The organism is Paenibacillus sp. SJS-P3 (genome assembly GCF_056711585.1).
Genome location: NZ_CM160043.1, coordinates 2,315,973 through 2,340,813, shown reverse-complemented (window position 1 = coordinate 2,340,813; position 24,841 = coordinate 2,315,973). Strand labels below are relative to the sequence as shown.

The window sequence follows — 24,841 nt, the reverse complement described above, 5'->3', positions numbered from 1 at the left end:
CGCCAAATCTGAAGCTGCTTCCGTTCGCAGCTTCCCGTCCGCTTATTCCTTGCCGCCGCCACCCGGCGTTTCGATTTTCAGCCCGTCTACATGCTTGCGGGACATCAGCTTTCTGGCCTTGCGGTTTTCCTTCGAATCGAACACGATGTCGAGATCGTACTCCGCTCCCGGATAGAGCTGCTCCTTCTCGATATACAAGGCCAGCCGCTTGCGATTGAAGGTTCTCTTCTCCTTTTGGACCTGGACCCCGACCTCTCCCCGTTCATCCTCCTCACGGTAGACGATGCCCGTTCTCCGGATCGGGTAGATCCAAACGCAATCTCCGACGCGGAGCGGCATTTTCTCCTTTCCCTTTCCTTTTTTAGCCTCTCGATCCGAAGCGTGTTCCGCCGCTGTCCGTTCCCTGGCCTCCGCTCGTTCCGGATCGCTGCGCCTCCTTCCGGCAGGCTCCCCATCTGACTCAGCCGCTGCTCTTCTCTTCTCCTGTACCGCTGGAGGATGAACTGCAGCCGCCTCCTCTGCCGGCGGCTCCGCTGCCTTCACAGGCTGAAGCTGAAGCTCCGGAGATCGATGATGTCTCAGCTGCTCCGCACGGTCGAGAATGGACCTCGGCAGTCCGTACCGCTTGGCGATCGCCAGCGCATAGCTGTCCCCCGCCTCTCCCGGCTCCAGCCGGTACAGCGGCTGCAGAGATTCCGGATCGAATGCCATGCGGGCGTTCATGCAGCGCCCGGTGCGCGCGGCATAGGCTTTGATTTCATTGAAATGAGTCGTCACGGCAAGCTTCGATCCTCTCCGTCCCAGCTCCTCCAGCACGGCGATCGAGAGCGCGATCCCTTCCCCCGGATCGGTGCCCGCGGCGAGCTCATCCAGCAGGACGAGCGTTCTCCTTCCCGCCGTATCCAGCACTTCGCGAAGAACGGCAAGATGGGCGGAGAAGGTGCTCAGCGACTGCTCGATGCTCTGCCCGTCGCCGACGTCGGCGAGCACGTCGTCGAAGATGCCGATCGCCGTTCCTGCTGCCGCCGGCAGGAACAAGCCTGCCTGGGCCATAAGCACGAACAGGCCGATCGTCTTGAGCGCCAGCGTCTTGCCTCCCGTGTTGGGACCGGTAATGTACAGCTGATCCCAGCCCAGGCCGAGCTCCGCATCGATCGGAACCGCTTGCTTGCCGAGCAGCGGATGGCGCCCGGAGACGATCCTTACGGCGGGCTCGGCTTCCAGCACGGGCGCCGTCCCGTCGTACGAGATGGCCAGCTTGCCTCTGGCGAGAATGAAGTCGAACATCGCCATCGTCTCCAGGTTGATGCCGAGCTGCGGCCCATGCTCCTCTGCCAGAGCCGACAGCCCGGCCAGGATGCGCTGCCGCTCCTGCTCCTCGGCCGCTTTCCATGAAGACAGCTCCGCCTGCAGGTCGGCAATGTCCGCCGGCTCCACGAACAGCGTCTGGCCGCTGGCGGATTCATCCCACACGGTTCCGGGCACGAGCTTGCGATGCTCGCGCCGGACCGCCAGGACGAACCTTCCGCTGCGCTGGCTGATGACGGCTTCCTGAAGGGCGTTCCGATATTTGGCCAGCGATGCGTCGAGCTTCCTCCGTATCCTGTCCTCCGCCACTCCATGAGCGCGCCTGATCCTGGACAGCTCAGGCGAAGCATGATCGTGAAGCCATCCCCCTCGGATGCAGCGGTCCAGCTCCGCCCTCAGCTCCGGACAGTCCCTCATGGAGGAGGCATATCCCGACAGAAGCGGCGAGGCTTCGCTTTTCGCCTCCATGTACCGCTTCATTTGCGCCACGGAGCCGAGCCATGCGGACAAGCCCGACAGCTCGCGCTCGTCGTAGATTCTTCCCTTGCCGAGCAGCGCCAGGAAGGGTTCGATTCCTTCCATCGCAGACAGCGGAACGCTGGCTCCGGCCGCCAGCAGCGACTCCGCCTCTGCCGTTTCGCGCTGCCATAACGCCGCTTGCCTCCAGATCGCGCTGGGACGGTGCTTCTCAGCCAGCCTCAAGCCGGGCTCCGATACGGCAAAGCCGCATAGCCGCTCGTGGATGGCGTTGTATTCGAGTCTTGCCATGGATGCTTGATTCAACTTGATTTCCTCCCCGAAATTGCTCATGTCCATATCGACCCAGCCGCATGAAGGCGTTCAAGGACATAAAAAAACAGGAGGGAACGCGGAAGCGCTCCACTCCTGTCGGGCTAGGTACCTGCTGCCGTCTCTACCTGTGTATGCCTCCCATGACCGGATGCCGGAAGCCTCGGTGGAACAGGCTTCTGGCGGCAGGTGCATGAGAAACGAAAAATCCGTGCTCGAAGGAGCACGGAATACCGGTAAGACGATTGTCCGCAGACCATCGCTCAGGGTGAGTATCCACATGTTCTCAACTCTTCATAAGCGCGCCCGAATAACCTCGTGAATGATTCCATTCAGAAGGGGTAATGAGTTCGAGAAGCGCTATATAAAATTTAAGAGTTAAGAACACCTGTAATCATCAATAGCTCCCCTTTGGATAAAGTCGGCTGGAATCGTATAGCTTCCATGAGCATACAAAGAAAATCGGCTTTCGTCAAGCAGCTGCCGCCTTCGGACGCCAGCGGCCTCCAGCCCTTTTTCGTTTAGCAGTGAATTATCTTCGGAGCCGCCTTATAATGGAACCAACGATACATCGCAGGAGGTACGAGATGAAATTAAGGCTGCTGACCCCTTACCTGGCTTCAAGAGGCTGGCTCTACGCCGCCTCGCTGCTGCTGATCGCCGCCGGCAACATCATCCAGTCCTATTACCCGCACATTCTCGGCGAGTTCATCGACCGGCTGAAAAACGATGACATCGCGATGACCGACATCCGCATGTACGCGCTCATGCTCGTCGCCATCGCCGTCTGCTACGGCTCCATGGCCGGATTCGGCCAATACCTGATCATGAGGCTCGGCCGAGGCTTCGAGCGGCTGATGCGCAAGCGGCTGTTCCGCCACTTCACCCGGCTGAGCGAGTCCTACTACGCCAAGCACGGCGTCGGACAAATGCTGAGCTACGTCATGAACGACGTCACCTCCGTCCGGGAGGCCATCTCGGTATGCCTCAACCAGACGGCCAACGCCGTCATCCTGCTGCTGTCGGCCTTCGTCATGATGGCCGCATCGGGGCTTCCATGGGGGCTCATCGTTCCCTGCGTCTCCCCCCTGCTGCTTATTCCTTTCCTGGTCGTCTACTTCGGACCGCGCATCCGCAAGCGCTCGCGCATCGTGCAGAACGCGCTCGCGCGCATGACCGAATCGGCCGAAGAGCAGTTCGGCGGCATGCGCGTCACCCAGAAATTCGCCGCCGAGGACGTCATGGCGGAGAGATTCGGCGGCACCGTCGACCGGATCAGGGAGAGCCAGTTGGGACTGGTGCGGATGTCTTCCTTCTTCCAGGCGCTGCTTCCGTTTCTCGGCGCCCTGTCGCTGGTCGTCACGATCGCTTACGGCGGCTACCAGGCTCTGAGCGGAGCCATTACGATCGGAATGTTCGTCTCCTTGACTCTCTATGTGCGGCTGATGATCAATCCCCTGCAGCAGATCGGCAACGTCATCAACACGATGCAGCGGTCGCGCGCCAGCCTTGAGCGGCTGCAGGAGCTTCTATCCATCATCCCCGACATAAGCGATGCGGAGCAGTCCGTCCCGCTCTCCGGATCCGGAATCGAGCTGCGCGGCCTCAGCTTCAACTACCCCGGCTCGCCCGTGGAAGCGCTGCATGATATCCATCTCTCCGTTAAGCCTGGCACGACTGCCGGAATCATCGGCCGCACAGGCAGCGGCAAAACGACGATCGCCAAGCTGCTGCTGCGGATCTACGAAGCTCCCCCGCGCACGATCCGGATCGGCGAGGCCGATATCCGGGAGCTCGGCCTCGGCAGCCTGCGCGAGAACATCGCTTACGTCCCGCAGGACGGCTTCCTGTTCAGCACGACGATGCGCGACAATATCGCCTTCTCCAGGCGCAATGCCGAGCAGAGGGATGTCGAGGACGCCTCCCGTCAAGCCGGCATCTACGAGAGCATCCAGCAATTCAGCGAGGGCTTCCAGACCCGCCTCGGCGAGCGCGGCGTCACGCTCTCCGGCGGACAGCGGCAGCGCACGAGCCTGGCCAGAGGCCTGATCAAGGACGCTCCGATCCTCATTCTCGACGACAGCGTCAGCGCTGTCGATGCCGTCACCGAAACGGCCATCATCCGCAATATCCAGCAGCTCCGCAAGAACAAAACAACGCTGATCATCGCGCATCGCATCAGCGCGATCAAGCATGCCGATGTCATCGTCGTCATGGACGAAGGCCGGATCGTCCAGCAGGGAACGCATGAAAGCCTGCTGGCGGAGGAAGGCATCTATGCGGAGCTGTTCGCCCTGCAGCAAGGAGGGACTTCACATGGCCAAATCGGTTAAGCAAGCCGAAGCAGCGGAACAGCAGCAGCAAAACCAGACCCGCTCCAAGGAAGCCCGAAAAGGCATCATGATCTATGCCAAGCCGTACCGCAAGGCGTTCACAGGCGTATTCTTCTGCACGCTGATCGCGGTTATCGCAGACCTGCTCCAGCCTTATCTGGTGAAGATCGTCATCGACGACCATCTGATGCAGGGCAAGACGGAATTTCGGCCGCTGCTGCTCATCGGCGCCCTGTATCTTCTTCTGTCCATTCTCGCCCTGCTGTTCTCCTATCTGCAGAACAATCTGATCCAGCGTACCGGCCAAGGCATCGTGGCAAGCCTTCGCAAGGACTTGTTCCGCCATATATCGAGGCTGTCGCCGTCTTTCTTCGACCGGACGTCGAGCGGCAGCCTCGTGACGCATGTATCCAGCGACACGGAGACAGTCAGCCAATTTTTCACCCAGGTGCTGATGAGCCTCATGCGGGACGGGATGACGCTGCTGCTCATCATCGCGCTCATGTTCCAGCTCGACCCCGTGCTCGCATCGTACAGCATGGTGCTGCTTCCCGTCATCGGCATCATCGCGTTCTCCTTCCGCAGCTATATGCGCAAGACGTACCAGCTGTCGCGCAGCAGGCTGTCGCGCCTGATCGCCTTCACGGCGGAGAACCTGTCCGGCATGAATCTGGTGCAGGCCTTCCATCAGGAGAAGGAGCAGGAGCGCCAGTTCGCCGAAAAGAACGAGACGTACTTCGAGGCCAATCTGAGGGAAATCCGCACGAACGTGCTGTTCAACCGCTCCTTCGACCTGCTGGGCAACCTGTCGGTCGCCTTCATCGCCTGGCTCGGAGGCCGCGCCGTCTTGGGCGAAAGCCTGGAATTCGGCATCCTGTACGCCTTCATCACCTATATCCGGCAGTTTTTCCAGCCGATCAATGCGATCACCCAGCAATGGAACACGCTGCAATCCGCCTCCGTCTCCATGGACCGGATCTGGGGCCTGCTGAGCACGAAGCCCGATCTTCCGGATGACGGAGATGCCTCCTTCCCGGCCTTGAACGGCGGCAGCGGCAGTCCGCAGGTCAGCGGCGCCATCGATTTCCGCAACGTGACGTTCGGCTACGGGGATGGCGAACCGGTCATCAAGGCGTTGAGCCTGAGTATCCGTCCCGGAGAGAGGATCGGCATCGTCGGCACGACAGGAGCCGGCAAAAGCTCGCTGATCAGCCTCCTGTGCCGGTTCTACGACGTGCGGAAGGGATCGGTGCAGATCGACGGAATCGACGTGCGGAAGCTCCCTCTCGCCACGCTCAGCCGGACGGTCGGGCTGGTCCAGCAGGAGCCGTACCTGTTCTCGGGCTCGATCATTGACAACATCCGGCTGTTCGACACCCGCTTCAGCCGGGAGCAAGCGATGCAGGCTTGCACGTTCGTCGGCGCCGACGCCCTGATCCGCCGTCTGCCGGACGGTTACGACACGATGCTGAGCGAAAAAGGCAGCGGACTGTCCACCGGGGAGCGGCAGCTGCTCAGCTTTGCCCGGATCGTGCTCTATCAGCCTGCCATTCTCGTGCTGGACGAGGCGACGGCGAATCTAGACTCCAGCACCGAGCAGCTCGTCCAGCGGGCGCTGGACGCCGTTGCGGCGGGAAGGACGACGCTCGTCATCGCCCATCGCATTTCGACCGTCATGGATGCGGACCGCATCATCGTCATGCGGAGCGGCGTCATCGCCGAGCAGGGCAGCCACGAGGAGCTGGTCCGGCAGCGCGGCTACTACGAGCAGCTGTTCCGCCATTCCCAGGGGCGCCCGGAAGAACGCGGAGCCGGCTAGACAGCTCGCAGGCAAACAAGCAGCCCCCGACGAATGCGGATGCCGCATCGTCGGGGGCTGCTTGTTTTTTGGCTTCTATTTATCGAGAATCCGGCGCATTCCCGCCTCGGCGTACTTCACGTTGTCCGGCAAGCCGTATGGACGGCGCAGATCGATATCATGCGACATATGCGTCAGCAGCATTTCTCCCGGCTGCAGCTCCTCCCGCAGCTCCAGAGCTTCCGTGACGTCGTATACGGACCGTCCGGCGTAAGGATAGGGCTCATGGTAAAAGCTCGTACCGAGCACGATCAGATCGGCGCCGCGCAGCGGCTCCTTCTGCATATTGTCAAGGCCGATGGAGTCGGAGCAGTACGCCCAGGCGTATCCGGTCTCGCCATGGTCGAACCGATAGGCGTACGCATAGCCGTTATGTCCATGATGGACACGCCAGCTTCGAATGCTCCAGCAGCCGATCACGAGCGGCTCTTCGATCGGCGTGAAATCGATCCATCGGTCCAGCCAGGGAAAGCGGGCCAGAATATCGGGGATGACTTCGGCGGGAGCGTATGCCATGCCCCGCTGCTTCGTCCACCTGCATGCATCCGCCCATTCCACGAGACCGCCTATATGGTCGAAGTGGGCATGCGTGAGCAGTATTCTTCCGACCGAGCGCAGCCCGGCCGCTTCCATCTGCCTGCCCCAATCGGGTCCGCAGTCGATCAGCGTCACATCGTCCGGAGAACCGCCGCCTTCAAGTCCGTCGATCCGCACGAGGGAGCGCAGCCTCCTGTTCCTGCCCGTCGTTCTTGCTTCCTCGCATACGGGGCAGCTGCAATAAACCCTCGGCACTCCAAGCGAATCGCCGGTGCCGAGGAAGGTCAGCACCGCCGGAGCGGAAGCCATCAGAGCGGAAGCAGGGCGATCGATTCCCGATCGCGGATGCCCTGAACCATGTCGTACCATTCCTGAGGCTTGCGTTCGATCGCCGAATAGTAGGTTTCCAGAAACTGCGCAGCCAGAGCTCCCGGTATCTCGTCTTGCAGCTCGTCCTTCGGCAGGAAGCCGAGGTCAAGGCCGCTTACCGCTCCGCCTTCCAAATCCCAGGAAGGATGGACGTAGGCGAGATCCAGACGCTTGTAGCCGATATGGGACAGCACCTCGCGCCTGACGATCGGATTCATCGGGCTGACGCCTCCGAATTCATGCCCGGTGCGGTAAGGATCGTAGATCTCCGCGAACATGCCGAGCGGCTCCGCCCCGGATTGCTTGGCCAGCCGGTCCAGCTCCCGCTCGCGGCTGCGCATCAGGAAGCGCCCGATGCCGAGACCCGGCCGGCCGATGATCGTGAAATCCGTCATGGCGACGCGCATGTCCGGGTAATAGCGGTATTCCGTGGCGCCGACCGCCTCGCCCTCATGCAGGGCGACGCAGACATGGATGGACGGGTCGAGCAGCGGCTCCCGCCACAGGTCGTAGGCGAGCACCTCTTCCGGCGGAAACACCTCCTGCAGCAGGCGGTGGAGCTTGGGGAACTCCGGATCTTCAATGGACACGATGCGGTGGAATTCCATCGTTATGATCAACTCCTTATCGGTTTCATTACGATCTGTTCTTAAGACTCCTGGATGAGGAACGGATTGCGCCATTCCATCAGGGCGGCATAGTGGCATGATTCCTCATCCTCCAAATAGTTCTCCGCGATCCCGGCCGGCATCCTGCCGCAGCGGAGCAGAAAAGACAAAACCGGGTCATGGAGGTCGCCCTTCAGCACGGCGGCCACATACTGCTCGGGCTTAAGCTCGGCGGCATGACGATGGTAGCCCGGCAGACGTCCGCCGCCAAGCAGCCTTCCCTTGCCTAGATGCACGACCGTTTCGTACATCGTCTGCATCAGCCACTTGCCGATGCCGCTCTTGCGGTACTCGGGCCGGACGCATATATCCACGACATAGAGGGTGTCCCCCTCCGGATCGTGATTCCGGATATAGCCGCCGTCGGTTACGGTTGCCCAGTCATGGCTTCCGGCGAGGCTTCCATCCGTCAGCATGCCGGTCATGGACCCGATGATCTCCCCTTCCACGACGGCGCATAGAGCTCCTTCCGGGAAGCGGGCTGCATGCTCGCGGATCTGCTCCCGGTTCCAGAGCAGCTCCTGAGGATAAGGAGGCGGGAAGCTCGCTTCCTGCACCCGGATCAATCCCTCCGCATCATCAAGGCCGTAGCGGCGAATCGTCGCTTCTACCGGCTTGCCTGCGTGGATCACGTAGAGTTTTTTCAGCATCCGATGATTCCTTCCTTCTCCCCCCGCTTCTGTCAGCTCCAATCTCCGTACAGATCCGTACGCCGGTCTCTCCATGTCGTCACGGAGCCGCTCCGGCGGACGTCCTCGAGCAAGGACAGGTCAAGGTCGGCCACGATCAGCATATCGCGGTTTTCCGTCCCTTCGCACATGATGCCCTTCGGAGGGAACGGAATATCGTTCGGAGTAATGACGGCCGCCTGGCCGTAATTGGCTCTCATGAAGTCTACCCGGCGCAAGGAACCGACCGTTCCGGTCGCCACGATATAGACCTGGTTCTCGACGGCCCGGGCATGGCAGCAGTAGCGCACGCGGTAAAAGCCGTGGCGGTCATCCGTGCAGGAAGGACAGAAGATGACGTCCGCCCCTTTGGCCCGGGCCATGCGCACGATTTCGGGAAACTCGATGTCGTAGCAAGTCAGCATCGCGATCCTGCCGTACCGAGTGTCGAACACTTCCAGGCCGTCTCCGGCGGACATGTTCCATTCCTCCACCTCGGTCGGCGTCAGATGGATCTTGGCTTGCGTGCGCATGCTCCCGTCGGGTCCGAACAAATACGCCGTGTTCCTCAGCTTGCCTTCCGCCGTGCGGACGACGTGGGTGCCTGCAATGATGTACATGCCGTATTCCTGAGCAAGGCCGGCGAACAGCCCTTCGTACGCCTCCGTGAAATCCGGCAGAGACTGTATGCCCTGCGCTTGGCCATCCTCCCCTCTGATGCTGAGGAGCTGCGTCGTCATGAATTCCGGGAACAGCACGAACTGGGTTCCATATTCCGAGGCGTTGCGGACATAATGGGCGGCTTGAGCGGCGAATTCGTCAAAGGAATCGATATCGGCCAGCTCATACTGGACCGCACTTACGCGGAATTTCATTATTAACCTCCTTTAATATACAGCCAACCAATTATGAGAGGATTCTCATCGTATTCTCATAAAGCCCTCAGCATCGCGATTTGGTTGGGTTTTCTTTCTTTCTGGAAATGATTAGGATACAAAAGGTGTGTTATGATCCTTTTTGTAAGCAACACAACATATTCAACGTACACCATGATGGAGGGACACCACAAGACATGCGCACAAGCAAATGGAAAAAAACAATCATGAACATCGGCCTATGCTCTGTCATTGGAGTGTCGGGACTCGCTCTTGGCTCTGCATCGACAGCACATGCCGCGACGCCGCAGGCTGAAAAGCTTCTCTCCTACGGCAAGCAGTACTTAGGCGTTCCTTACCGCCTCGGAGCTCCAAGCGGCGTTACATACGCATTCGATTGCTCTTCGTTCACCCAATACGTCTACAAGAAAACCGGCGTCTCCCTGCCAAGGACTTCTACCCAGCAGGCGGCCAAAGGAGTCAAGGTGACCCGCGGCTATCTCAGCAAAGGCGATCTCGTCTTCTTCACCGGCAGCTCCGGCAAGAGCATCGGCCACGTCGCCATCTACGCCGGCTCCAACAAGATCCTGCACACATACGGCAAAACAGGCGTGACGATCTCCAGCCTCGGCACCTCTTACTGGAACAATCACTACGTCACCGCCAAGCGCATCCTGTAGACAATCTTTTACGAATGATATAAAATCCGCATCGCCTTCGTTACCGAAGGCGATGCGGATTTTTTGCTTCCCTGCGGCCATGAGGCCGCAGCGCTACCTGCCGCCGTTTCCTTTCAGCGTCTGCGGGAATTGGAACGTAATCGTCGTTCCTTTGCCCGGCTTGCTGAACACGTCGATCTGCCCTTCATGAAGCTCTACGATTCTCTTGGCGATCGACAGCCCGAGCCCGACGCCGCCGGTCGTGCGGCCCCGCGCCCCGTCCACGCGGTAAAACCGCTCGAACAGATAAGGAATCTCGTTCTCGGGAATGCCGATGCCCTTGTCCGTCACCTGGACGCGCACGGACTGCTTGACCGCGCTCACCGTGACATCGATCGGCTCCTTGCTGTACTTGATGGCGTTGTCCAGCAGGATGACGAGCAGCTGGCGGATCTTGTCCTTGTCGCCCGACATCTTCAGTCCGCCTGCGGAAGTATGGACCCGGATCGGGCGCTGGAACGTCGCCTGCAGCATGCCGGCCATCTCGTCGACCATCTGCACGACGTCGAACGTCTCCAGATTCAGCCAATCCTCTTGCTCCGCTTGGGCCAGCATGAGCATCGACTTGGTGAGGTTCTGCAGGCGCTCCGCCTCCTTGGCGATCGCATCGATCGCCTCTTCGCGGACCGCGGCGTCGTCGCGGCCCCAGCGCTTCAGCATGCCCGCGTAGCTGACGATGACAGTAAGCGGCGTCTTCAGCTCATGCGACGCATCCGCGACGAACTGCTTTTGACGGGCAAACGTGCGGTCCAGCCTCTCGATCATCTGATTGAAGGCGCGAAGGAGCTGAAGCAGCTCGGCCGACTCCTCCTTGTCTCCCATCTCGATCTTCCGCAGCTTGCCGCTGCGGTCGATCTCCCTCATCGTCTGCACCATTTGCTGGATCGGGGCTGTCAGCCTCGAGGTGAACCAGTACGTGCCGAAGATCGCGAACAGGATGGCGCCGATGCTGGTCACGGACAAAGCCGCTACGAGCACCTTCATGTAGCTGTCCTGCAGGTTGAGCTTGCGCTCGATCTCAAGCATGCCGATGATTTCGGAATCCTGATACAGCGGCACCTTCATGAACAGAACCCTCGTGCTGCCGACGAACCTTTCCCCGGACTCCCGGTAGGCGACGAACTTGACCGGGAGCGCCAGAAGGTCGGTATCGGAGCCCTGCAGATTGACCGTCTTGCCTTCCGGACTGATGATCCGGATCAGCTCGTTGACGTTGTAGAACTCCCTGAGCAGCCCTTCGTCCGCCAGATGCGTCTTGTCGTTCAGCTTGTTGTTCTCCAGAATCAGGTTCACCTTGTTCATCATGACCTGCTGCTCGCTGCGCGTCGTGATCTTCGTCATGAACAAGTAGACGAAGATGTTGAACAGGATGAGGATGAAGATGAGCCAGAAGATCGTGAATAGGGTGAACCGCTTGCGGAGAGTCATGCCTCCGGCTCCTTCATCATGTAGCCGACTCCGCGCACCGTATGGATCAGCTTGTGGCGGAAGCCCTTGTCCAGCTTCTGGCGGAGGTACCGGATATACACGTCGACGAGATTCGTCTCGCCCATGAAATCGTACCCCCATACTTCGGACAGGATTTCTTCCCGGGACTTCTCTTCGTTCTTATGCTGCGCCAAATAGACGAGCAGTTCGAACTCGCGCGGCGTCAGGTCGATGGCGAGCTCTTTGCGGAATACTTTGCGCGTGCGCAGCTCGACCGTCAGATCGCCGATCTTGAGCAGATCGGAGCCTTCGGATTCCTTCGGATTCTGCTGGAAGATGCGCAGCAGATTGCGCACGCGCGCAAGCAACTCCTCCATCGCGAAGGGCTTGGTGATGTAATCGTTGGCGCCGTGCTCGAATCCGCTGACCTTGTCCGGCACCGTATCCCGGGCTGTGATGAGAATGACGGGGATGGGATTGCCTGCCTGGCGGAGCCGGCGCAGCACCTCGATGCCGTTCAGCTCCGGCAGCATGACGTCGAGCAGGACCAGGTCCCACTCTCCCGAGGATGCCTGCATGAAGCCGCTGCGCCCGTCCGGTGCATGGCCGACATGATAGCCTTCATGCTCCAGCTCCAGCTGGAGGATGCGCGCGATGCTTTCTTCATCCTCGATAACCAGCACACGTTCATTCATTCTTGGATGTCACCTGCTTTCCGGTAGATTGGCGGCGCCGCCGCCTGGCTGCCAAGACGGCTGTCAAGATCCGGAACCGCGGTCGACGGATCCTGACAGCCGGAATCTCATGATGCCCGCTTGAAACAGCATGCCCTATATCAATTCTGTGCCTGCTGCTCCATCGACCAGGCTTCGACATCCCAAGTCTTCGTCACCCAATCCTCATAAAAATCAGGTTCGTGGGAGACAAGGACGATCGTGCCCCGGTAGGACTGGAGCGCGCGCTTGAGCTCGGCTTTGGCTACGACGTCCAGATGGTTCGTCGGTTCGTCGAACAGGATCCAGTTGCTCTCGCGCAGCATCAGCTTGCACAGCCGCACTTTGGCCTGCTCGCCCCCGCTCAGCTGGCTCAGGCTGCGGGTGATATGCTCGTTCTTGAGGCCGCAGCGGGCAAGAGCCGCGCGAACCTCATGCTGGTTCATGAAAGAGAACTCGTTCCAAACATCCTCGAGCGGCGTCAGCCCTGGAGCCTTCGCTTCCTGCTCGAAGTAGGCCGGCAGCAGGTAATCGCCGCGGTACACCGTTCCGTCGAGCGGCTCGATGCGGCCCAAAATGGTTTTCAAGAGCGTCGATTTGCCGACGCCGTTGCAGCCGACGATGGCGATTTTGTCGCCGCGCTCGATGAGCATGTCCATCTTCGGAAGAAGCGGGCTCGAATAGCCGATGGAGAGGCCTTTCGCCTCGAAGATCGTCTTGCCGCTCGTCCGCCCTTCGTTGAAGGTGAACGTCGGCTTCCCCGCTTCTTCCGGCTTGTCGATGCGTTCGATCCGGTCCAATTGCTTTTCGCGGCTCTTCGCCCGGCCGGAGGTGGAAGCCCTGGCTTTGTTGCGCTGGATGAAGTCTTCCTGCTTCTTGATGAACTCCTGCTGCTTCTCGTATGCTCCCAGATGCTGGGCTTTATTCATCTCGGCCATCTCCAGGAATTTCTCGTAGTTGCCTGTGTAGCGGGTCAGGCGGGAAAATTCCAGGTGATAGATGACGCTGACGACTGCGTTCATGAAGCCGGTATCATGGGATATCAGAATGAAGGCATGGGGATAATTGCGCAGATAGTTCGCCAGCCACGAGATATGCTCATCATCCAAATAGTTCGTAGGCTCGTCGAGCAGTAGGACCGTAGGCTTCTCCAGCAGAAGCTTGGCGAGCAGTACTTTGGTCCTTTGTCCGCCGCTGAGCGCCGTGACGTCGCGGTCGAGGCCGATGGCGCTGAGCCCGAGGCCGTTCGCCATTTCATCCACCTTCACGTCGAGCAGGTAGTAATCCCCGATCTCGAGCTCTTCCTGGATCTCACCCATGCGTTCCAGCAGCACGTCCAGGTCGGCGTCCGGCTCGCCCATGGCGGCCGTCACCTCGTTCAGCTCCTTCTCCAGCTCCAGCAGCGGCCCGAAGGCGTCGCGCAGCACGTCGCGGATCGTCTTGCCCGCTTCCAGCTTCGTATGCTGGTCGAGGTAGCCGTAACGGATCTTAGGCGTCCATTCTACTCTGCCCTCGTCCTTCAGCTGCTTGCCGGTCAGTATATTCATCATCGTCGATTTGCCGGTGCCGTTCGCGCCGACCAATCCTACGCGCTCGCCTGCGAGCAGGCGGAACGACACGTCCCTGAACAGGACGCGGTCTCCGAATGTATGCGATAAATTTTCAACGGTCAGTAAGCTCATGTAAGTTCCATTCTCCATTCCTGTCTTTATGCAGAGAAAATATCCCGATTAGGGTTCCTAATGGGATATTGTATCACATTATGGGGCTTCTTGGCTCCCCCTTCCGCGAAGAGGCAATGATCGCCATGTTGGAAGCGGATTACATTCCGCCGCCTGCGACAGGTCCGGCCGGATGACTAGGCCGCTGCCGTTTTTTTGTTGAAAAAGAACAACATCGAAGCCGCCAGCAGAAGGAGCAGAATTCCGATGGCGACGCTCGCAGTGCCGTTTTCATAAGAAATCATCAGCAGAAGCTCCCAATAGTTTCTCGGGCCGGAGTCGGGGCCGCTGCTGTAAGGGTACGCATAAGCAACGGGCAAAAGCCCGAAAACGATCAGGGCTATCCCTAGAGCCGCCATCAGAATGTAGCCTGCTTTCATAACCGCACCTCCTGCTTCTCTTTTCGTCATTTTACCATAAAATGGAGAAAATGCGAGCGGCTGCACTGTCTTGGGGAATAGGACATCAGCTGCCTGAAACGGACTCGCATCACGAAGCTCCATGCAGAAATCGTTTTGATCCTCTATCCCGGAAGCATTTCCGACAAAGCCGCCAATGCCTGGCGAAGCGCAGCGGCCGATTTCCCTTTTCGCGGCAGCGGCATCCCTCTCCAGAGCAGCGCGTACCATTCGGACGGCTCCAAATAAGGGATTACGATGGCCGGCTTTTCCGGAAGCAGCGCCAGCCATTCCGCCCTTTCCGGAAACGGAGCGTCCTTGCATGCCGCCCACACCGTAGGGAGCCCCGCAGCTTCCCGCATCCGCAGCAGCCGGTTCAGGCCGGCGATCCTCGCTTTGCTCCACCGTGCGGGATTGGGATCCGCGCAGACGACGAGCAGCCCGGAAACGGAAGCCCACTCTTCCGCCAAGGCGACTTCATGCCAGCGGGAGGACCAGTCGACGATGACGGCGCCCTCCCCGCCTCCCGAAGCCATCAGGCGGAAGCGCGCATCCTGATCGGCGGCCGCGGCGGGAGCAGGCTCGGGATGGAGCACCTGCCAGGATGCGCGGACGCTTCCGAGACGCCGGTAGCGAGGGTCGGGCCCGTCCGGCGCAGGCGGCAGCACCGGACTACCGATCAAGGCGCAATATTCCGGCTCTCCTCCAGGAGCCTCGATCAGCTGGAACGGCTGGCCCGTCTCCTCCAAATGCCGAGCAAGCATCAGGCTCAAAAACGTCGCCCCGCTGCCAGGTGAGAGAGACAGCACCGACACGGTTCCGGGCAAAGCGCCTCCGGCAAGGCCGAATGCAGATGCCTTGCCCTTGCCGGACAAGCCCGCGCCGGCGCTATCGGCCCATAATCGGATTTCCCTGGCCGCATCCTCCATGGAATGCAGCCGGTCTTCCGGCCGCCGCTCCAGCATGTTCAAGAGCCATGGAGGCAGCCGTTCCCCTGCGCTCCTCGCTTGGAATCCATCGCGGGACTCGCCGCCGATCATCAGCCAACGAATGAGACGTCCAAGTCCGTATACGTCGGTGCGGGAATCGCTCTGCCCTCCCGACTCCTGCTCCGGAGCCGCAAAACCCGGCGTTCCCAGACGGCGCGTATCGGACCGGCTGCCCGGCTTGTAGCTGCGAGCGATGCCGAAGTCGATGAGCCTGACCCTTCCCTCCTTATCGATCATGACGTTGGACGGCTTCAAGTCCCGGTGGATGACCGGAGGCTGCTGGCGATGCAAATACGACAGCGCCGAGCACAGCTGCAGCGATATCGCCGCCGTCTCATGGAGTTCCAGCCCTCTGCCCCGCGCACGGACCGCTTGCTCAAGAGTCTGGCCATCGATGTAGTCCATGACGAGCATCTCGGCGGACGCCGAGTTCGGAGGATAATAATCCAGGAGCTGAGGCAAGTGGGGGTGCTCGAGCCGCATGAGCATGAAGGCTTCCTCCGCCGTCAGCGCAGCATGGTTGGCTGCATTTATTTTTAATGCCCTTAATTTATTGTTCAGCCGGGTATCCTCCACGGCGTACACTCGGCTCATCCCTCCGCACCCGATTTCCGCCGCCACCCTATACCGGCCGCCAACCAAGCTGCCTGCAGTCAAGCCATCCCGAAGCGGATGAATATCAGCCGTATCTTCTTCCATGAACGCTCAGCCTCCCTCTATCCGGCCTGGAATGCAAAAACCCGGCTATGGCGCAGCATCTCCAAAGAGAGCCTGCGCATAGCCGGGATGCTTTCCCGCTTGCCGCTTGTTATAAAATCGATGAGTTATTTCTTCTTCAAATACAGGGTCATTTCCTCCCTGTTGTGGAAAAGCTGCCTTGCGCCGAGAATGTCGAACGCCGTTGAAAGGCGGCTCTTCACTTCCCGGATCGTCTGCAGCGGCTTGCGATGCATCAGCTTGACCGTCACGATCGCCGTCCCGCCCTCCTGCAGCGCCGGGATGAGATCAAGGACAAGCTTGGTCATCTGCATCGGGCTCCAGCTCATATCGCAGACGAGCAGGTCGAATGTGCCTGGCTGGAAGCTGACTTCGGCCGCGTTTTTGCGCAGCACGGTCAAGGTCCGGTAAGACAGCAGCGACGGATGGAGCTCGGCAGGATCGATAGCGGTCACGCGGAGTCCCCTCTCCAACAAGAGCGACGTCCACCCTCCCGGGGCGGCGCCGATGTCGAGCGCGTTCCGGAAGGCGGCATAATTCAGCCCGAACTCTCTTTCCGCTTCCAGCAGCTTGAACTTGGCCCTCGATATCTGTCCTTCTTCCTTCTGGAAACGTACAGCTCCGCCCGGCCAATCCGACAGCATCTCGGCAGGCGTTCCGATGCCGGCATACAGCGTATCCCGGGATGCGTATACCGCGACAAGAATCTCGGGATGCTTCTGTTCCGGCTCCGCCCCGCACTGCTCCAGCATCGCATCCGCAACGGCTTTTGTATCCGCCGCAGAATAAGGATAAGGGCTTCCTTCCGCTTTGCGGATGTGGACGCCTGTACGCTTGCCCTCGAGCTTGCCGCGAGAGAGCCGGATCCAATCGCTGAGCCAGTCCAGATCGTCCGCATCGGCCGAGATCGACCGAACCGCGTCCACGGGCTGCAGATGCCTAAGGAAAATCGGCTGCTCCGCCTTGATTGACGCCAGCACCGCCTCTTGTTCAAGCGGCACCTCGAAAAGAAAAGCTTCCCCTGGGGAAAGCTGCGTGATGGAGATGCCTTCGAACTGCCGCCGAAGCTCTTCCATCGCGTAGGATGCATAACTTTTATTCGCTGTTCCGATCCACTGACTCAACCTGCTGCACCATCCGTTCCTACTTTGATCCAAGGCCTGCCATGCGCCCATTCCACCGTCAACGGAAGCTCATAGGCAGCGCCGAGCACGCTTTCCGTCAACACTTCCTTCTTGGGTCCGGAAGCGATCAACTTTCCGTCCTGCAGCAAGGCGACATGAGTAAACATAGGCATGATTTCTTCCATATGATGAGTGACATAAATGACGGTCATGCTGCGGCTTCCAAGCTTGCCTGTCTCCGCGAGCAGCTTTTCGCGCTCGTACAGGTCCAGGCCGGAGCACGGCTCGTCCAGAATCAGGATGGCCGGGTCGCTCATGAGCGCTCGCGCCAGCAGCACTTTCTTGCGCTCCCCCTGCGACAGCGTTCCGAACGGCTGCAGGGCGGCATGGCGAAGCCCGCACTCCTCAAGGAGTCTCAGCGCCTTGCCCCGCACCTCTTCCGGGATCTCTTGATAAAAGCGCAAAAAAGCATACTCTCCGGTAGCCACCACTTCCCATACAGGGTCGGCAAGAGCGAGCTTCTCCACGAGCGACTGGCTGATGTAGCCGATCCTCTTGCGGACCTCGCGGACATCGCATTCCCCGTATCGGTTGCCCAGCACCTCGACTGTCCCGGAAGTCGGGAACATATATCCCGTCAGCATTTCGAGCAGCGTCGTTTTGCCTGAGCCGTTGCGGCCCAGCACAACCCAATGCTCGCCTGGCTGCACGGTCAGGCTTACGTCCTGCAAAATCTCGCGTTCCGCTCGCTGCAGCCTCAAATGTTGCAAAGATATGATTGCCATGCTGCTCACCCGTTCTTCTCTTGAATTGATGCGGCATCCGCCGCTTCGCCGCCTGCCGCCCTGGCAAGAGTTTCTTCCGGCATGGAGGCAGAGGAAAGACGGCTTCCTTCTGGAAGGGAGTCCGACAGCAGCTTGTACATCATTCGCCTGCCATCCGTACTGGATGTATGCAGATAGATTTCCTGCGGATAACGGCCGCTCTCCGCGATATAGCGGGCAACTTCGATTCCCGTAGGCTGGCCCCAGCCGAGGTCGAAATCCAGGGAGAGGATGCCGATGTCCTCGGAAGCGATGAGGGCGATGCACTCCTCGGCATTGCGGGCGTGGACGAAGCCTTCCGGACAACGGCGGAAATCATCTAAATAGACATGGATCAAGTCCGTTCCTCCCATGACTTCATGATCGACAGCTGCTCGCGGTGCGTGCCGTCTGCGCCGGAAGCCGTCTCAAGGACGGCAGGAATGCCGGGGAGCGCTTCAAGCAGCCACCGGAGTCCGGCATCGCCTACAACGCCTTCGCCCAGCCGGGCATGGCGATCGCGCCGCGAACCGCTGCCGTATGCGGAGTCGTTGAAATGAAGGGCGGCGATATGGTCCAGGCTGCCGGCCCTCTCCGCGTCGGCATGCCACTGCGCCCCGGCATCGCCTTTCCATATTCCGCTCGCGAACAGATGGCAGCTGTCGAGGCAGAAGGCGATCTTGGCGGGCTCGCGGCAGAGCGAGCGCACTTGCGCCAGCTCCTCCAGCGTCATGCCCATGAAGCCGTGATTGCCGGCTTGATTCTCGATGAGCAGCTTGCATTTGCCGTCCCAGCTGCTTGTGATTCCATCCAGCGTCCCGATCATCAGCCGGTAGCCTTCCAGCGGATCCGCGCCTTTGTAGATGCCGAAATGGACGACGACGCCAAGCGATCCGCAAGCCTCCGCGATGTCGAGATCGTTGAGCAAGGATTCGGCTGTCCGCTCGCGGACGGAAGCATCCTCCGAAGCCAGGTTGTTCGGATAAGGGGAATGGGCGATGGACGACAGTCCATGCTCCTGACACCATTCCTTGCAGCGCTGGGCGTCGCGGCGATCGAAAGCTTTGACGCCGAGACTCCGCGGATTTTTCGGGAAGTATTGGAAAGAGCCGCAGCCGAGGGCCGAAGCCCTTTCCGCCGCGGCCCGGTATCCCCCTCTAGTGCTGAGATGGCAGCCGATCCGGTTGTCAGGCATGGCTCAGGATTCCTTCTGGCAATCCGGACAAAAGAATACTTTGCGCGAAGACATTTCATGCTGCTCGATCGTCCCGCCGCAGCGGTAGCATTCGCCGCCCGGACGGTCATAAACTTTGCAATCGTCGTTATAGCCGCCTGTCGACTCGTCGCCGGCCTGGAACGGATTTTCCATATAACCGCCTCGGGTGCGCGCTTCCAGCAGCATGGAATGCATCGCGTCGTACAGCCGCGAGAAGGACTCCTCGCTCAGGCCGCCTAGCTTGGCGTCCGGGCGCAGCTTCGCTTCCCAGGCGATCTCGTCGGAATAACAGTTGCCGATGCCGGCGATGACGCTCTGGTCCACCAGCACCGTCTTCAAGGCGCTCCGCTTCTTGGCCAGGAGCCTGGAGGTGAACGCGGCCAGCGTCAATCTCGGATCGAAAGGCTCGGGACCGAGCGCGGCAAGCTTCCCTTCGGTTTCCTTGGCGGAGAGCAGATGCAGGTAACCGAGCCTCAGTCCGATGAAATACAGGTTGCCGCTGTCGAGGTCCAATTGAACCTGAACGGTTCTGTCTGGCCGCTCTTCTTCGGAGCCGTAAAACATCCAGCCCCCCAGCATGAGATGCAGGAGCAGCCTTTCTCCGTTGTCCAAATGAAAAATCAAATGCTTTCCGCGCCGCTCGACGAACCAGATCGTACGGCCCTCCAGCCTGGAGACGAACTCGCCGGCCGGCAGATTGACCGACTTCTCCCGCTCGACGGCGACTTTGCGGATCCGCTGTCCGGCGACGGAAGCGCCCAGCAGCATCCGATAGTGGTCCATTTCAGGATATTCCGGCATGAAGTCTCGCTTCCTTTCCCTCGTGTTGTTCTTTTTATCGCCCTATGTACTTCAATATATACGATTGCAGATCGGCGAGCGAGCCGCAGACGGCATCGGGCTCGGCATCCGCCGCTTCCGCGAAGCGGGCATAATTGTCCGGGCTCGTCAGTCCCGTCAGCACAAGAATCGTGCCGCAGCCGCTGTTCTTGCCCGCGGCGATGTCGGTCGCCAAGTTATCGCCGACGACCCATACCTCCCCTGCAGTCAAGCCGATCCTTTCCAGCGAATAATCCATCAGGATCTTCTCCGGCTTGCCGATGACGACAGGCTTCGCTCCCGACGCGGCGGCAAGCATCGCCCCGATGGAGCCCGCTCCCGGAAAGAGGCCTCCATGGGAAGGCAGCAGCAGATCCGGATTCGTCAGGATGAATTCCGCTCCCGCCAGCAGCTCTCTCACCGCCTCGGAAGCCTTGGCGTAGGAGAAGGCGCGGTCGATGCCCTGGACGACGAGATCGGCATCCCGTTCGACCAGCATCAGGCCCGCTTGCTCCAGCTCTGCCGCCAAGCCTTCTTCCCCGATCAGGAACACCTTGCCGCCCGGAAAGCGTTCGGCCGCATATCGCGCTGCCGCCTGGGAAGAGGTGCATACTTCGTCCGCATTCGCATCCACGCCCATATCCCGCAGCCTCTTCGCGACGGCTTCGGGACTGGAGGAGGAGTTGTTCGTCACATATTTGTAGGGAACTCCGGCATCGCGAAGCGCCCTCACAAGAGAACCGGCCCCATCGACAGCCTGCTCGCCCCGATAGACCGTTCCGTCGAGGTCGAGCAGGAGGCCGCCGATCGGCCGGTCCGGCGCCGGCATTCCCGGCAAGCTGTACGTTTTCTTCATCTGTCAACCTCCAGCATGGCGCCGCTCCCTCCGCATTTGCGGCGGAGCCTGTCGCGCCGCTTGAGCAAGGCTTCCTGCTCGGCCCGCCGCTTGGCGCTGCGGTAATCATGCGGCCTGCCCGCGAACAGCTCGATCGCTTCCTCGGCATAGGCGAGAGCCGAGTGGACATCCTTGCGCTTGTGTTCGTAGAACATGGCCAGCTCCACATGGGCGTCCACGTTCGGAATAAGCGCCGTCCTCATGCAGGCGGCGGCTTTCTGCCACAATACCACAGCCCGGTCCCAATTGCCAGTTTTCTTCTCCCTCATCGCCAGCGTGTGCCAAGCCGAAGGAGCAGGCTTCTCCGAGGCTTCCACCAAGGCGAAAAGACGCTCGGCGTCAGCCGTCCGGCCCATCTTCTCCAGCCATAATCCGGTGCGCAGCCGCTCCTCGTTCTCCTCGGGCATCGGCGTCCGCTCTCCGACAGCACCGGCGAGCAAATGGCCGAAGCGGATGCCCAGGCAGGCAAGGGTGACCATATCCTGTTCGTTATGGCGGAATACGCCCTCAAGCACATCGGGATCGCCTTCCGCCAAATATTGAAAATAGAGCGCCGGCGCCAGCGATCCCGGCACATCGTCCGTTCGGAAGATGCCGAGACGCTCTTCTTCGACATGGCTCAGCTTGCAGGAGACAAGCGTGTTTTTCCATATGCTTCTCGACGGATGGAGAAAATCCAGATGCAGCAGCTCAGGCGTCCCGCGGAAGCCGTTCATGATGAACCGGGATTGGACGAGCGGCCAGTCGAAGGAGCGCCCGTTGTACGTTCCGAGCCAGCGGAAGCGCGGCAGCAGGAGCAGCAGCTCCTGCAGCATCGCCCGCTCCTCGGCGGGATGGCGGATCAGGAACTGACGCAGGATGAAGGCTCCGTCTTCGAAATACGCCAGCCCCATCATGAACGGCACGTTGCCCGTTCCGGCTCCGAGGCCCGTCGTCTCCAGGTCGAGGAATAGGACGTTTTCGGCATCAGGCGCCTCGCCTGCGTCCGGATGGAAGGCGCCGAGCTGTCCGGCCGTCCCCGTCCACTCCGAGAGCGAATGATGCCCGCTCCGGTGGCCGAGCGGCAGCGTGATCCGCCTCTCCAGGCAATCGCCGGCTGCGTTGGCGACGAGCTTCACGCCGTGGCGGTCCCATTCCGGACCGGCCGAAGCAAGCCCGCCCGCTGCCGCTTCGGATGCAGATGCGCCCTTCATCGGGTCGTTCTCCAGAAGATCAGCGGCAGCAGGAGTCTCGGCGGCTTGATCCTCTGCGGGCTTGATTCCTTTCAGCCGGTTCATTTTCTCGCGCAGGCTGCTCATGAGCCGCCTCCTCTCTTCTCGCGTCCTGTATCCTTCATTGCAAGCCTATCCGCCTTGACGATCCTGTGAGCTTTCATAACCGCTCCAGAAGCCGGATGCTTCTGCGCTTGAGGTCGCTTCCTTCTATTTCCGTGCCGATGCAGGAAGGGCATCCGTCCTTGCACGGGCATCCGGAAATCATGTTCAGCGCCGCGTCCCGGACCTCGTCGAACCGCTTGTACACCTCGTCCGCCAAGCCGATGCCTCCCGGATAGTGATCATATACGAATATCGTCGGCAGCTGCGTATGCGCCGCCTTGATCTGCGGCACGACATGGATGTCGTTCCGGTCGCACATCGCCAGGACAGGAACGATATGCTTGAGCACATGGGCGATGCCGAGCAGGAGCTGCTCCAGCGTCTTGGCGCCGATATCGTCGTCGACCTGCTTGATCTCGATCCAGGCCGAAGACGTATGCAGCTCCTCCTCGGGAAGATGGATCGGCCCCGATCCGATATTCTCAAACGTCGTCATCTTGATCTTCTTGAAGATCGTCGGAATGGCATTGACGGTGACATCTCCGAAGTGCAGGGAACCATCCTGCCGCTCCTTCGTCTTGTCGATTTCAAGCACCTTGAGGTTGATGGCGAGATTGGCGTCGGTATAATACTCCACGTCCACTTCGCGCACGTAGGCTTTCTTGTGGTCCCAATCGAGCTTCTCCACCTGGAACTGGACGCCCTCATGAAGGTAGATCGCCTCGTCATGCAGCAGCGTCATGGCGCTGAACCGGTCCATCTCCCCGATGATCCGCACGTTCGCGACGTCGGACTGGTCGACGATGACGACATTTTCCTGGGAAGCGGAGCGCAGGCTGATGCCGCTCGCAGGGAACGACTGGTTAGCCCAGTAGAACGTATCGGCGTTTTTGTGCAGGACGCGCTCCTCCACCAGATACTCCATGATGTCGCCGACATCCAGCGGACCGTACTCCTCGCTTTCCTTGAAGGGCAGCTCGTACGCCGCGCATTTCAAATGATCGACGAGGATGATCAGATTTTCCGGGTTGATCCGCGCCGCTTCCGGACTGCGCTCGAAAAAGTAGTCGGGGTTGTGCACCATGTACTGGTCGACCGGCGTCGATCCGGCAACCATGACGATCAGCGACTCTCCATGGCGACGTCCCGCCCGGCCTGCCTGCTGCCAGCTGCTGGCGATACTGCCGGGGTAACCCGTCATGACGCATACCTGGAGCTGTCCGATGTCGACGCCGAGCTCCAGCGCGTTCGTGCTGACGACGCCAAGAATATCGCCGCTGCGGAGCCCCTTCTCGATCTCGCGCCGCTGGTTCGGCAAGTAGCCGCCCCGGTAGCCGCGGATCGACTTCGGCCCGATCTCTTTCTTCACGAGCTCCTGGATGTGGCTCAGGATGATTTCGACCCGGACCCGGCTTCTGGCGAAGATGATCGTCTGGATCTTGTTCTTCAGGAATTCCTTGGCCAGGTTGTTGACCTCGACGGTCGCGCTCCGCCTGATATTGAGCGCCTGGTTGACGACGGGCGGATTGTAGAAGACGAAATGCTTTCGCCCCCTCGGAGCGCCGTTGTCGTCGATCAGCCGCATCGGGCTGCCGGTCAGATGCTCCGCGAGCTCCCGCGGATTCGCGATTGTCGCCGACGTGCAGATGAACACCGGATTGCTGCCGTAAAAAGCGCAAATCCGCTTCAGCCGCCGGATGACGTTGGCGACATGGCTGCCGAATACTCCGCGATACGTATGCAGCTCATCGATGACGATGAACTTCAGGTTCTCGAACAGGCTGACCCACTTCGTATGATGGGGCAGAATGGCGGAATGGAGCATGTCCGGGTTGGTGATGACGATATGCCCGGCCTTTCGCACGAGCTGCCGGATCGCCGGAGAAGTGTCCCCGTCGTACGTATAGCTTTTGATGTCGATGCCCATTTCCTGGATGATTTCGTTCAGCTCGCTCTTCTGGTCCTGGGCGAGCGCTTTGGTCGGGAAGAGATACAGCGCCCGGCTCGAATCGTCGTCCGCGATCTGCTGCAGCACGGGCAGATTGTAGCAGAGCGTCTTGCCCGAGGCGGTCGGCGTCACCGCAACGACATTCTCCCCTTTGCGGACCGTCTCGTACGCGCTGCTCTGATGAGTGTACAGCTCCGCGATGCCCCGCTTGCCGAGGGCGTCCTTGATCCGGGGGTCGACGCTCTCGGGCATCGGCCGGGTCCGCGCCTCCTGCGGCTCGATTTCATGCCAATTGGCTATATGTTCATTTCCGCGCAGTTCCTCGATCAGCTCGGAAAGAGTTTTCTTTTTCATCATGATGCTGTCACCTCTTCTAGTGACATTTTAGCGAATATCTGTTCGTTTTGCCAGAACAATAGAAAGAGGTTCCCGAGATAGACGGGAGCTCGGAGCTTCCTTCGGCGCTTCAAACCATTCGTGCCCTTTATATTTAGCAGCATTAACTATTAATATAAGCAAATATAGGCTCGATTTACTCCGTCCGCACAGCCATCAATGTCTTTTGCCATGCCTCGACAGCCTTCCTCATCGGAATGTGCAGGACACGGCTGAATTCGGCTTGATTCGGCG

Annotated in this window: 21 protein-coding genes; 3 read left to right on the top strand and 18 right to left on the bottom strand. The window is 60.1% G+C overall.

The genetic code is table 11. From position 1 onward, the window contains the following. Positions 1 to 42: 42 nt before the first annotated feature. On the bottom strand, positions 43 to 2,091 hold the full coding sequence (locus tag AC06G8_RS10755) for an endonuclease MutS2 (RefSeq protein WP_480285264.1): 2,049 nt from the start codon (positions 2,089 to 2,091) through the stop codon (positions 43 to 45). A 593-nt stretch (positions 2,092 to 2,684) separates the two neighbouring features. Here AC06G8_RS10755 and AC06G8_RS10750 point away from each other — a divergent pair. Together AC06G8_RS10750 and AC06G8_RS10745 are read left to right on the top strand one after the other, a co-directional pair. Then, positions 2,685 to 4,430 (top strand): ABC transporter ATP-binding protein, encoded by a 1,746-nt coding sequence (locus tag AC06G8_RS10750; protein ID WP_480285263.1) that lies wholly within the window; start codon positions 2,685 to 2,687, stop codon positions 4,428 to 4,430. Beyond that, positions 4,414 to 6,249, top strand: a complete 1,836-nt coding sequence (locus tag AC06G8_RS10745) for an ABC transporter ATP-binding protein (protein ID WP_480285262.1) — start codon at positions 4,414 to 4,416, stop codon at positions 6,247 to 6,249. The genes AC06G8_RS10750 and AC06G8_RS10745 overlap by 17 nt, the downstream gene beginning before the upstream one ends. Positions 6,250 to 6,324: 75 nt before the next feature. On the opposite strand, the gene AC06G8_RS10740 is transcribed toward AC06G8_RS10745, so the two are convergent. The 4 genes from AC06G8_RS10740 to AC06G8_RS10725 are packed head-to-tail and all read right to left on the bottom strand — an operon-like array spanning position 6,325 to position 9,405. Beyond that, entirely contained in the window at positions 6,325 to 7,134 is an 810-nt protein-coding gene (locus AC06G8_RS10740; RefSeq protein WP_480285422.1) for an MBL fold metallo-hydrolase, read from the bottom strand. Further along, complete coding sequence (locus tag AC06G8_RS10735) at positions 7,134 to 7,802, bottom strand: GNAT family protein (RefSeq protein WP_480285261.1); 669 nt, start codon at positions 7,800 to 7,802, stop codon at positions 7,134 to 7,136. Before AC06G8_RS10735 ends, AC06G8_RS10740 begins: the two co-directional genes overlap by 1 nt. A gap of 41 nt (positions 7,803 to 7,843) precedes the next feature. Then, positions 7,844 to 8,512: a GNAT family N-acetyltransferase gene (locus AC06G8_RS10730; RefSeq protein ID WP_480285260.1), complete on the bottom strand. Its 669-nt coding sequence runs from the start codon at positions 8,510 to 8,512 to the stop codon at positions 7,844 to 7,846. Between the two features lie 32 nt (positions 8,513 to 8,544). Beyond that, a complete protein-coding gene (locus AC06G8_RS10725; protein WP_447664699.1) occupies positions 8,545 to 9,405 on the bottom strand; it encodes a carbon-nitrogen hydrolase family protein in 861 nt (286 codons plus the stop codon). 197 nt (positions 9,406 to 9,602) lie between these two features. Between AC06G8_RS10725 and AC06G8_RS10720 the strand changes: the two genes are divergently transcribed. Beyond that, positions 9,603 to 10,085: a C40 family peptidase gene (locus AC06G8_RS10720; RefSeq protein WP_447664698.1), complete on the top strand. Its 483-nt coding sequence runs from the start codon at positions 9,603 to 9,605 to the stop codon at positions 10,083 to 10,085. Between the two features lie 93 nt (positions 10,086 to 10,178). Here the strand turns inward: AC06G8_RS10720 and AC06G8_RS10715 are convergent, their stop codons facing one another. From AC06G8_RS10715 to AC06G8_RS10655, 13 genes are all read right to left on the bottom strand, one after another. Further along, the gene (locus AC06G8_RS10715; RefSeq protein ID WP_480285259.1) at positions 10,179 to 11,552 is read right to left on the bottom strand and encodes a HAMP domain-containing sensor histidine kinase; all 1,374 of its coding nucleotides are present in this window, start codon (positions 11,550 to 11,552) and stop codon (positions 10,179 to 10,181) included. Further along, on the bottom strand, positions 11,549 to 12,247 hold the full coding sequence (locus tag AC06G8_RS10710; RefSeq protein WP_447664696.1) for a response regulator transcription factor: 699 nt from the start codon (positions 12,245 to 12,247) through the stop codon (positions 11,549 to 11,551). Before AC06G8_RS10710 ends, AC06G8_RS10715 begins: the two co-directional genes overlap by 4 nt. Before the next feature lie 140 nt (positions 12,248 to 12,387). Continuing rightward, on the bottom strand, positions 12,388 to 13,947 hold the full coding sequence (locus tag AC06G8_RS10705; RefSeq protein ID WP_447664695.1) for an ABC-F family ATP-binding cassette domain-containing protein: 1,560 nt from the start codon (positions 13,945 to 13,947) through the stop codon (positions 12,388 to 12,390). A 176-nt stretch (positions 13,948 to 14,123) separates the two neighbouring features. After that, the gene (locus tag AC06G8_RS10700; RefSeq protein ID WP_480285258.1) at positions 14,124 to 14,366 is read right to left on the bottom strand and encodes a hypothetical protein; all 243 of its coding nucleotides are present in this window, start codon (positions 14,364 to 14,366) and stop codon (positions 14,124 to 14,126) included. A gap of 143 nt (positions 14,367 to 14,509) precedes the next feature. Next, complete coding sequence (locus AC06G8_RS10695) at positions 14,510 to 16,072, bottom strand: serine/threonine-protein kinase (protein ID WP_480285257.1); 1,563 nt, start codon at positions 16,070 to 16,072, stop codon at positions 14,510 to 14,512. A 125-nt stretch (positions 16,073 to 16,197) separates the two neighbouring features. Then, entirely contained in the window at positions 16,198 to 17,214 is a 1,017-nt protein-coding gene (locus tag AC06G8_RS10690; RefSeq protein WP_447664692.1) for an SAM-dependent methyltransferase, read from the bottom strand. Next, a complete protein-coding gene (locus AC06G8_RS10685; RefSeq protein WP_480285421.1) occupies positions 17,211 to 17,993 on the bottom strand; it encodes an ABC transporter ATP-binding protein in 783 nt (260 codons plus the stop codon). Before AC06G8_RS10685 ends, AC06G8_RS10690 begins: the two co-directional genes overlap by 4 nt. Positions 17,994 to 18,004: 11 nt before the next feature. Further along, on the bottom strand, positions 18,005 to 18,376 hold the full coding sequence (locus tag AC06G8_RS10680; RefSeq protein ID WP_480285256.1) for a cyclic-phosphate processing receiver domain-containing protein: 372 nt from the start codon (positions 18,374 to 18,376) through the stop codon (positions 18,005 to 18,007). Further along, positions 18,373 to 19,212, bottom strand: coding sequence for a deoxyribonuclease IV (locus AC06G8_RS10675; protein ID WP_480285255.1), 840 nt, complete (start codon positions 19,210 to 19,212; stop codon positions 18,373 to 18,375). The genes AC06G8_RS10680 and AC06G8_RS10675 overlap by 4 nt, the downstream gene beginning before the upstream one ends. Before the next feature lie 3 nt (positions 19,213 to 19,215). Continuing rightward, on the bottom strand, positions 19,216 to 20,034 hold the full coding sequence (locus AC06G8_RS10670; RefSeq protein WP_480285254.1) for an Fpg/Nei family DNA glycosylase: 819 nt from the start codon (positions 20,032 to 20,034) through the stop codon (positions 19,216 to 19,218). A 34-nt stretch (positions 20,035 to 20,068) separates the two neighbouring features. Then, positions 20,069 to 20,908, bottom strand: a complete 840-nt coding sequence (locus AC06G8_RS10665; protein ID WP_480285253.1) for an HAD-IIA family hydrolase — start codon at positions 20,906 to 20,908, stop codon at positions 20,069 to 20,071. Next, a complete protein-coding gene (locus tag AC06G8_RS10660; RefSeq protein ID WP_480285252.1) occupies positions 20,905 to 22,245 on the bottom strand; it encodes a ribonuclease H-like domain-containing protein in 1,341 nt (446 codons plus the stop codon). Before AC06G8_RS10660 ends, AC06G8_RS10665 begins: the two co-directional genes overlap by 4 nt. 73 nt (positions 22,246 to 22,318) lie before the next feature. Continuing rightward, positions 22,319 to 24,565: a DEAD/DEAH box helicase gene (locus AC06G8_RS10655; protein ID WP_480285420.1), complete on the bottom strand. Its 2,247-nt coding sequence runs from the start codon at positions 24,563 to 24,565 to the stop codon at positions 22,319 to 22,321. Positions 24,566 to 24,841: the final 276 nt, after the last annotated feature.